We start from the raw sequence: 7,307 nt of genomic DNA on the forward strand, positions 1-7,307 counted from the left end.
CCTTTCGCTCAAACCAAACTGCATTTCCATTGCGTGCTAAACGCCTGCGTACAGCACATCCACCTAAAAGAGTACTGGCTAAAAAACTACTGGCGGAATGGCATCCCCATATGCTTCAACAGCGAGCGGGCTTCTTCATCGGTCTTGGCATCGGTAACCAAGGTGATGTTCATGCCGCGCGTTTTATCGATCTTCGAGTAATCAATTTCCGGGAAGATCAGTTGATCACGCAGCCCCATGGTGTAGTTGCCACGGCCATCAAACGCTTTGCTCGATAGCCCGCGGAAATCCCGCACGCGCGGCAACGAGATGCTGACCAAACGATCCAGAAACTCGTACATGCGCCGGCCCCGTAAAGTAACCGAGCAGCCGATGGGCATGCCCTCTCGCAACTTGAATTGCGCGATGGACTTCTTGGCGCGGTGCACAATCGGCTTCTGCCCAGTGATCTGCCCCAGTTCCCCGACCGCGGTATCCAGCAGCTTGATGTTTTGAGTTGCTTCGCCCACACCAATGTTGATGACAATCTTCCGAAGCTTCGGAATCTGCATCACGTTCTTGTAGGAGAACTCCTTGGCCAATGCCGGAGCGATCTCTTTCGTGTATCTTTCCTGCAAACGATCCATTGCCAACTCGCCTCGTTCTTTCTCTTGCCTTGATCGGGAGCTTGATTCCAGCCCGGCCTATCAGTGTCCCGTCATGCCTCAAGAGGCCGATTCAAAAACTACAAGTAGAATGCCCGGTCCGTTAATCGAGCGAGTTGCCGCACTTGCGGCAGGCCCGCGATTTCTTTCCATCCGGAAGGGTTTGTACTTTGGGCCGGTTCGGCCCGCACGACGGGCAAACCAGCATCACATTGGAGATGTGGATGGTACTCTCTCGCTCCACGATTCCGCCCTTGATGTTTTTCTGTGGGTTGGGGCGGGTATGGCGCTTGATCACCATCACCTGCTCGACCGTGATGCGCTTGCGCACCGGGTCGGTACTCAACACGCGGCCAGTCTTGCCGCGGTCTTTTCCCGCCATCACTTTTACCGTATCGTTTTTTCTAATCGTCAGCATGACGAACTCTCAATTCCTCTTCACGTCTACCGGATGGTCTCTGGTTTAGAGGACTTCCGGAGCGAGTGATACAATTTTCAAAAATTTCTTTTCGCGCAGTTCGCGTGCCACGGGACCGAATACGCGCGTGCCCACCGGCTCGCCCGCGTCATTGATCAATACCGCCGCGTTCTGATCAAAACGGATATAGCTGCCGTCACGGCGCCGCGTCTCTTTGCGCGCGCGAACCACTACGGCCTTTACCACCGAGCCCTTCTTCACAGCGCTGTCCGGCGCGGCTTCCTTGACGTTCGCCGTAATGACGTCGCCCAGTCCCGCGCGGGCTCCCACATCGCCACCCAACGGAAGAATGCAGGAAATACGCCGGGCTCCGGAGTTATCCGCCACTTCCAGGATGGTTCTCATCTTAACCATAAAGATCGCTCCCTAGCCCTTGCCTACTCTTGCTGGCCCAATTCCAACAGGCCCAATCCAGTTATTCAGCCTTCGCGGCGGCTTTCGCCGGTGCGGTGGTAATCAACTTTGCCTTGCGGATAATTTCTTTCAACCGCCAGCGCTTAAGACGGCTCAACGGGCGCGAGGACACAATGCTCACCCAGTCGCCGACATGGCATTGGTTGGTCTCGTCATGAGCATGAAACTTCCTGCGCCGGTTGACGAATCGCTCATACAGGCGGTGCGGGATGCGGCGAGTTACTTCCACCACAATGGTTTTATTTCCCGCGACACTGACTACCTTGCCGACTTCAGTCGGCCGGTGCCGGCGGGCAACCGTTTTATCTTCCATCTTTCGTCAGCTCCCTTTCCCGCTGTATCGTTTTCATGCGCGCGATGTCGCGCTTCATGCCACGAATCTTTCCCAGGCCCTCGGTCTGTCCGGTGGCTCCCTGGAATCTTGTTTTCCAAACCAAGCTGGTGGTATCGCGCAGCTTCAGATCCATCTCCGCGCCAGCTAATTCCCTGAGTTTGTCGGCCTTCATAGCCCCAGTTCTCCGTCCCGCATCACGAATTTCGTCCGGATCGGCATTTTATGGCTTGCCAACCGCATGGCTTGGCGCGCCATCTCCACCGGGACACCTTCCATCTCAAACATGATCTTGCCCGGTCGCACCACCGCCACCCAACCTTCCGGCGCCCCCTTACCCTTACCCATACGGGTTTCGGCGGGCTTCTTGGTGATGGGCTTGTCCGGGAACACGCGTATCCAGACTTTGCCGCCACGCTTAATGGTGCGCGTCATCGCAATACGGCTCGCTTCAATCTGCCGGGCGGTGATCCATGCGACTTCCATGGCCTTCAATCCGAACTCGCCAAACTTCAGCTCCGCGCCCCGATACGCCAAACCACGACGCTTCCCGCGCTGCTGCTTGCGATACTTAACTTTCTTCGGCATCAACATGGCCGCTATCCTCGAAACAGTTCCAAATTCGATTTAGGCTCAATTAGTCTTACTGGCCTATTTAGTTCCCAACTCGGCCTTCGGTGTTGCCACCGGCGCGCGCGGTGCACGCTTCTTGGTTTCAAGAATCTCGCCTTTGTACACCCAGGTCTTAATTCCAATCAAGCCGTAAGTGGTGAGCGCCTCGGCCGTTCCGTAATCGATATCCGCGCGCAAGGTTTGCAGGGGCAGACGCCCTTGCAGATGCCATTCGCTGCGGGCGATTTCAGCGCCGTTCAACCGGCCCGAAACGCGAATCTTGATTCCCTTGCAACCAAAACGCACCGCGGAGTCCACTGACTTGCGCATGGCACGACGGAAAGCGATACGCTTTTCAAGCTGCAGCGCAATCGACTCGGCCACCAACTGGGCGTCCAGTTCCGGCTTGTACACTTCCTGAATATCCAGGTAAATCTCTCGTCCTGTTTCCTTCTGCAGATCCGCCTTGAGCTTGTCGATCTCGGTTCCCTTGCGTCCGATGATGATGCCGGGACGCGCCGTGCGAATGCCGATGCGCAGCTTGTTGGCCATGCGGTCGATTTCGATCGATGAGATGCCGGCGGCCTTCAGGCGGTCCCGCAGGGTCTTCTTCAGCTTCAAGTCCTCGTGGAGCCACTTGGCGTAATCTTTCTTCGCATACCAACGTGATTTCCACGGCTTGTTGTATCCCAGCCGGAAGCCATAGGGGTGTACTTTCTGTCCCATTCTTATCCTCTCGATTACCTAAAACCGATCGTGCCGCTTGTTCCCGTTCAAATGTCTTGGCGCTTTCGCCCGCGCACTAGCTGGCCGAGGGGTGCTTCTCGGCAACCTTCACCGTGATGTGGCAGGTACGCCGCACATAGGAATGTCCGCGTCCCATCGGCGCCGGACGCATCCGCTTGGCGCGCAGGCCGTCTCCGGCAAATACCTCCGAAACGATGAGGTCATCGACATCGACCGTATCGGACTTGCCTTCCGCGTTGGCGATGGCCGAGCGCAGGGTCTTCTCGACATCCTTGGCCACATGCTTCTTGGTGAACTTCAACAAGTTCATCGCATCGCCAGCAGCCATGCCTCTGATCAAATTCAACACCAGGCGGGCTTTGCGCGGCGAACACCGGACGTTCTTTGCAATGGCTCTTGCTTCCATCTTCCTGTCCTCTGCTACTAAAAGCTAAAGTGCTGCCAATACTCTCCACTCAATCTGCTGTCGCGATTCTATTTAACTTCGCGCCCCGTTCGAAACCCCATCCATACCTGCTACTTCTGTGCAGGAGCCGGCGAACCGGCCTTTTCCGGCCCCGACTTGGCCGTGTGGCCGCGGAAACTGCGCGTGGGTGAAAACTCGCCGAGCTTGTGTCCCACCATGTTCTCGGTGATGTATACGGGAATAAACTTCCTGCCGTTATGCACGGCCAAGGTGTGGCCCACCATATCAGGAGTGATGGTCGAGCGACGCGACCAGGTGCGAATGACTTTCTTGTCATTGGCACGATTCATCGCCTCCACCTTTTCGTTCAGGTGGTCATCTACGAATGCGCCTTTTTTAAGTGACCGCGTCACGCTTTACTCCCCCATCCAAAATTCATTGCCCATTCGGGCCCAGTCGGCGCCCATTTCCATTCGCGCGAAACCAGATCGCGCTCAACCAGAGGGCGTTTACTTGCGGCCCTTACGCCGCGAAACGATATTTCTGTCGGTACGCTTGTTGTGCCGAGTCTTATATCCACGCGTCGGCTGCCCCCATGGCGTAACCGGATGACGTCCGCCCGAGGTCTTACCTTCACCACCACCGTGCGGGTGATCCACGGGGTTCATCGCCACACCGCGAACCGTGGGACGCTTACCCAACCAGCGCGTGCGTCCGGCCTTGCCGATCCAAACATTTTCGTGATCGGTGTTGCCGACTTGTCCGATCGTGGCCATGCACTGGACCAGCGCGCGGCGAACTTCTCCCGACGGCAGCTTGATCTGCGCGATGCCGCCTTCTTTCGATACCAACTGTGCCGAAGCTCCGGCGCTGCGCACCATCTGCGCGCCCTTGCCAGGCCGCAGTTCGATATTATGAATCGTTGTGCCGAGCGGAATATTTCGCAGCGGGAGCGCATTGCCCACCAAAATATCCGCGTCCGGCCCGGACATGATATTCATTCCAACAACCAAGCCAACAGGCTGGATGATGTACCGTTTCTCGCCGTCCGCGTAGTGCAGCAGCGCGATGCGCGCTGAGCGGTTCGGATCGTACTCGATGGTGGCTACCTTGGCCGGAATGCCGGTCTTGTCGCGCTTGAAATCAATGATGCGATACTGGCGTTTGTGTCCGCCGCCGTGATGCCGTACTGCGATGCGGCCCGAGGAATCACGACCGCCGGTTCGCTTGCGTGGCTCCACCAAGGACTTCAGGGGCGTCTGCTGCGTGATATCACTGCGGTCGAGTGAGGTCGCAAATCGCCGCGTCGGTGTAGTGGGCTTGTATGTCTTGATCGCCATGGCCTAATGCCTGTCTCTTCCCTTACTAAGTGGTCTTACAAGTAACCCGCTCTCATTTCACGGGGGGTGCGCCGCATATGCCTTTACAGCTTCTCGGCGTACTCGATCATCTTCTCGCCAACTACCAACTTCACGAAGGCTTTCTTCCAATCCTTCTGGTAGCCAATTAATCGTCCGCGGCGCCGCTCTTTGCCGGGGAAGTTGGCGGTCCGCACCGACTCAACCTTCACCTTGAATAACTGCTGCACGGCTTCTTTGATCTCAGTTTTCGTGGCGTCCGGATGCACCTCAAAACACAAAGTGCGTTGTTCGTCCTTCGCCGCCAAACCCTTCTCGGTGATGATGGGGCGCGTAACTATCTGGTAGAGGTTCACGGCTGGAGTACCTCCTGCAGTTTCTCAATCGCGAGCCTGGAAATGAGCATGCGCTTGTATTTCAGGACATGGTAGGGATGCAACTCGCGGTTGGTTTGCAACTCCACGCCGGCCAGGTTGCGGCTCGACAACACCAGATTGCTGTTACCTTGCTGATCGACCAGCAGGACCGAACGATTCGCGCCCATTTTGTTCAGCGTCTCGCGCAGCGCCTTGGTTTTGCTAGTCACCTGAGAGAAATCTTCCACAACGGTAATGGCCTGGTCCTTGAGCTTGGCCGAGAGCGCTGAACGCAACGCGCCCAGCAGCATCTTCTTCGGCAACTTGTAGGCATAGGAGCGCGGTTGCGGTCCGTGAACCGTGCCGCCGTGCCGCCACAGAGGCGAACGGATGCTGCCGATACGAGCGCGGCCCGTGCCCTTCTGCTTCCATAACTTGCGACCGCTTCCCGCCACTTCGCCGCGGCCCTTGGTCGCATGAGTTCCCGAGCGCTGGCTGGCCATGAAACTGCGTACCGCCTCGTGCAGCAGAGTATGATTAATCTCTGCTCCAAAAACGGTGTCCGACAGCTCCATGGTGCCCACCGGGACATTTCTTAAGTTTCTAATTTCAACGCTAGGCATGTTGCGAATCCCTAACACCCAAAAAGTTATCCAAAACTACGATCTACAAATCTGTCTGCAAAACTGAAACTATTTAATGATCTTGCGAATCACCAAGTACCCACCGTTGGGCCCTGGAATAGATCCCTTGACCCAAATCTGATTCTCTTCCGTGTCGATTTTCACGATCTCCAGGTTGCGCACCGTAACCCGCGCCACACCCATATGGCCAGCGGCCCGCACACCTTTCAGCACGCGCGACGGCCACGCCGAAGATCCAATCGAACCCGGCGCACGGTGGAACATCGAACCGTGCGATGCCGCACCGCCCGCAAAGTGATGGCGCTTCATCAGGCCCGCGAACCCGCGGCCCTTGCTGGTGGCAACTACGTTTACTTTTTCTTTGGGGGAAAACATGGAGACGTTCACGGCATCGCCCGGCTTGGTCTGCTCAGAGCCCGCTTCGACCGGAACTTCGCGGACAAAACGAGCAGGCGCTACACCCGCCTGCTTAAAGTGCCCCAGGGTGGGCTTGCCGGCATGACGCATGCGGCGCGACTCAACCAACGCAATTTGCGCCGACTCATACCCATCCGCAGCCGCAGTCTTGCGCTGCACCACTACGCACGGGCCAGCCTGCAACACCGTTACTGGAACGACGGCGCCGTCCGTGGTGAATATCTGGGTCATCCCAAGTTTTTTACCGAGTATCCCGCTAACCATATTCATCCCGTCTTGCTAAAATTCCAGACTACTTACTTACTCTCCGCTTGATCACCGCAACATCGGCATCGGCGATTTTGCGCACGCCGTCCGCAGGACCTATTTGTGCTCTTTGCCGAAGGCTTTGATCTCGACGTCGACGCCTGCGGGCAGGTCCAACTTCATCAGCGCATCCACCGTCTGCGGCGTGGGCTCAAGAATATCCACTAAGCGTTTATGCGTGCGAATCTCAAACTGCTCACGCGCTTTCTTGTCCACATGCGGCGATGTCAGCGTCGTGTATTTATTGATCACCGTGGGAAGTGGAATCGGCCCGGCAATTTGCGCGCCGGTCCGCTTGGCAGTCTCCACAATCTCGGCCGTGGACTGATCCAAAATCCGATGATCGAAAGCTTTTAGTCGAATGCGAATGCGTTCCCGCACCATGTGTCCTTCTCTCTAGTACCCGTCTCTTACCCGCAGACTGATTTTCTCGTATCCGTTAGGCGATGATTTCGCTGCCTCATGTTAGGCAATAATCTCTGAGATGGTGCCGGCGCCCACGGTGCGGCCGCCTTCGCGGATCGCGAAGCGCAGGCCCTTCTCCATCGCGATCGGCGTGATCAGCTCAATCGACAGCGCCACGTTGTCCCCGGG

At 56.9% G+C, this 7,307-nt stretch carries 15 protein-coding genes; all 15 read right to left on the reverse strand.

Translation table 11 applies throughout. From position 1 onward, the window contains the following. Positions 1–86: 86 nt before the first annotated feature. The gene (locus EXQ56_11105) at positions 87–626 is read right to left on the reverse strand and encodes a 50S ribosomal protein L5 (protein MSO20988.1); all 540 of its coding nucleotides are present in this window, start codon (positions 624–626) and stop codon (positions 87–89) included. Between the two features lie 121 nt (positions 627–747). Further along, positions 748–1,062: a 50S ribosomal protein L24 gene (locus EXQ56_11110; GenBank protein MSO20989.1), complete on the reverse strand. Its 315-nt coding sequence runs from the start codon at positions 1,060–1,062 to the stop codon at positions 748–750. Between the two features lie 45 nt (positions 1,063–1,107). After that, positions 1,108–1,476, reverse strand: a complete 369-nt coding sequence (locus EXQ56_11115; protein MSO20990.1) for a 50S ribosomal protein L14 — start codon at positions 1,474–1,476, stop codon at positions 1,108–1,110. Positions 1,477–1,537: 61 nt separating this feature from the next. Next, positions 1,538–1,849 carry a 30S ribosomal protein S17 gene (locus EXQ56_11120; protein ID MSO20991.1) on the reverse strand — a complete coding sequence of 104 codons (312 nt, stop codon included), beginning with the start codon at positions 1,847–1,849 and terminating at the stop codon, positions 1,538–1,540. Then, on the reverse strand, positions 1,839–2,042 hold the full coding sequence (rpmC, locus tag EXQ56_11125; protein ID MSO20992.1) for a 50S ribosomal protein L29: 204 nt from the start codon (positions 2,040–2,042) through the stop codon (positions 1,839–1,841). Before rpmC ends, EXQ56_11120 begins: the two co-directional genes overlap by 11 nt. Beyond that, positions 2,039–2,461 (reverse strand): 50S ribosomal protein L16, encoded by a 423-nt coding sequence (locus tag EXQ56_11130; GenBank protein MSO20993.1) that lies wholly within the window; start codon positions 2,459–2,461, stop codon positions 2,039–2,041. Before EXQ56_11130 ends, rpmC begins: the two co-directional genes overlap by 4 nt. A gap of 57 nt (positions 2,462–2,518) precedes the next feature. Continuing rightward, entirely contained in the window at positions 2,519–3,205 is a 687-nt protein-coding gene (locus tag EXQ56_11135; protein ID MSO20994.1) for a 30S ribosomal protein S3, read from the reverse strand. A 76-nt stretch (positions 3,206–3,281) separates the two neighbouring features. Beyond that, positions 3,282–3,632 (reverse strand): 50S ribosomal protein L22, encoded by a 351-nt coding sequence (locus tag EXQ56_11140; protein MSO20995.1) that lies wholly within the window; start codon positions 3,630–3,632, stop codon positions 3,282–3,284. 110 nt (positions 3,633–3,742) lie between these two features. Beyond that, positions 3,743–4,045 carry a 30S ribosomal protein S19 gene (locus tag EXQ56_11145; GenBank protein ID MSO20996.1) on the reverse strand — a complete coding sequence of 101 codons (303 nt, stop codon included), beginning with the start codon at positions 4,043–4,045 and terminating at the stop codon, positions 3,743–3,745. Between the two features lie 96 nt (positions 4,046–4,141). Beyond that, a complete protein-coding gene (locus tag EXQ56_11150) occupies positions 4,142–4,972 on the reverse strand; it encodes a 50S ribosomal protein L2 (protein ID MSO20997.1) in 831 nt (276 codons plus the stop codon). An 83-nt stretch (positions 4,973–5,055) separates the two neighbouring features. Then, positions 5,056–5,346 carry a 50S ribosomal protein L23 gene (locus tag EXQ56_11155; GenBank protein MSO20998.1) on the reverse strand — a complete coding sequence of 97 codons (291 nt, stop codon included), beginning with the start codon at positions 5,344–5,346 and terminating at the stop codon, positions 5,056–5,058. Next, positions 5,343–5,969, reverse strand: a complete 627-nt coding sequence (locus tag EXQ56_11160) for a 50S ribosomal protein L4 (GenBank protein ID MSO20999.1) — start codon at positions 5,967–5,969, stop codon at positions 5,343–5,345. The genes EXQ56_11155 and EXQ56_11160 overlap by 4 nt, the downstream gene beginning before the upstream one ends. A 69-nt stretch (positions 5,970–6,038) precedes the next feature. Next, positions 6,039–6,671, reverse strand: a complete 633-nt coding sequence (locus EXQ56_11165; GenBank protein MSO21000.1) for a 50S ribosomal protein L3 — start codon at positions 6,669–6,671, stop codon at positions 6,039–6,041. Between the two features lie 99 nt (positions 6,672–6,770). Then, complete coding sequence (locus EXQ56_11170) at positions 6,771–7,097, reverse strand: 30S ribosomal protein S10 (protein MSO21001.1); 327 nt, start codon at positions 7,095–7,097, stop codon at positions 6,771–6,773. A gap of 81 nt (positions 7,098–7,178) precedes the next feature. After that, on the reverse strand, positions 7,179–7,307 hold a 129-nt coding region (gene tuf, locus EXQ56_11175), incomplete at its 5' end, for an elongation factor Tu (protein MSO21002.1).

It is taken from the genome of Acidobacteriota bacterium (assembly GCA_009691245.1).
GTDB lineage: Bacteria > Acidobacteriota > Terriglobia > 2-12-FULL-54-10 > 2-12-FULL-54-10 > SHUM01.

Coding starts and splice junctions, on each gene's coding strand:
- EXQ56_11105 (MSO20988.1), bottom strand. CDS start 626: ATGGATCGTTTGCAGGAAAGATACACGAAAGAGATCGCTCCGGCATTG.
- EXQ56_11110 (MSO20989.1), bottom strand. CDS start 1,062: ATGCTGACGATTAGAAAAAACGATACGGTAAAAGTGATGGCGGGAAAA.
- EXQ56_11120 (MSO20991.1), bottom strand. CDS start 1,849: ATGGAAGATAAAACGGTTGCCCGCCGGCACCGGCCGACTGAAGTCGGC.
- EXQ56_11150 (MSO20997.1), bottom strand. CDS start 4,972: ATGGCGATCAAGACATACAAGCCCACTACACCGACGCGGCGATTTGCG.
- EXQ56_11140 (MSO20995.1), bottom strand. CDS start 3,632: ATGGAAGCAAGAGCCATTGCAAAGAACGTCCGGTGTTCGCCGCGCAAA.
- EXQ56_11135 (MSO20994.1), bottom strand. CDS start 3,205: ATGGGACAGAAAGTACACCCCTATGGCTTCCGGCTGGGATACAACAAG.
- EXQ56_11160 (MSO20999.1), bottom strand. CDS start 5,969: ATGCCTAGCGTTGAAATTAGAAACTTAAGAAATGTCCCGGTGGGCACC.
- EXQ56_11170 (MSO21001.1), bottom strand. CDS start 7,097: ATGGTGCGGGAACGCATTCGCATTCGACTAAAAGCTTTCGATCATCGG.
- EXQ56_11165 (MSO21000.1), bottom strand. CDS start 6,671: ATGGTTAGCGGGATACTCGGTAAAAAACTTGGGATGACCCAGATATTC.
- EXQ56_11130 (MSO20993.1), bottom strand. CDS start 2,461: ATGTTGATGCCGAAGAAAGTTAAGTATCGCAAGCAGCAGCGCGGGAAG.
- rpmC (MSO20992.1), bottom strand. CDS start 2,042: ATGAAGGCCGACAAACTCAGGGAATTAGCTGGCGCGGAGATGGATCTG.
- EXQ56_11115 (MSO20990.1), bottom strand. CDS start 1,476: ATGGTTAAGATGAGAACCATCCTGGAAGTGGCGGATAACTCCGGAGCC.